This is a genomic window from Methylobacterium sp. WL103, assembly GCF_008039885.1.
Taxonomy (GTDB): Bacteria; Pseudomonadota; Alphaproteobacteria; order Rhizobiales; family Beijerinckiaceae; genus Methylobacterium; species Methylobacterium cerastii.
The window spans coordinates 1-488 of the sequence record NZ_VRUX01001254.1 but is presented as its reverse complement, the minus strand read 5'-3'; the positions used below and the strand labels follow the sequence as shown (position 1 = coordinate 488).

Genomic DNA, 488 nt, shown 5'->3' with positions numbered 1-488 from the left:
TGCGCGATGGCGGACGCGCTCCCGAAGGGGGCGGTCCAAAGGGTGATCGTCGCAGTCGCGATCATCCGGATCGATGTGGTCACGCAAGGTCCTCAAGTGCTGGCGTCGGCGCGGCGCGGCCGTGGCGCGGCGGGGATCTGTCCACCGGGTCGTCACGGGCTGCGGGAGCACGACCTTCGCATGCCGTTCGACCAAGGCGAAGTTGTGAATCGCGATCCGCGGGCGGACCCGCATGTTTCGGGCCGTTCGCCCTCGCCTCGGCTGCGCCTGCGGCTCACGAGCCGTCCCGCGGCGGACGCGGCGGCGTCTGGTTTTCGCCCAATCTGCATCGTAGACAGGCCGTCAACCCCGTCACGGCGGCCCGGTTCGAGACCGGCCGCCACGAGGAAACAGGACCGCACCGCCCATGTCTGCCCGGATCTCGTCTGCCGCAATTTCGTCCGTCACGACCGGCGCGCTGCGCCTGCGCCGCCCGCTCGCCCTGACGG

1 protein-coding gene is annotated in these 488 nt (G+C 70.9%); it reads right to left on the bottom strand.

Annotation, left to right across the window (positions count from 1 at the left end; all coding sequences use genetic code 11):
• Positions 1–234 (bottom strand): hypothetical protein (locus FV222_RS30825; protein ID WP_210248531.1); only part of this gene is annotated, 234 nt, incomplete at its 3' end.
• Positions 235–488 lie beyond the last annotated feature (254 nt).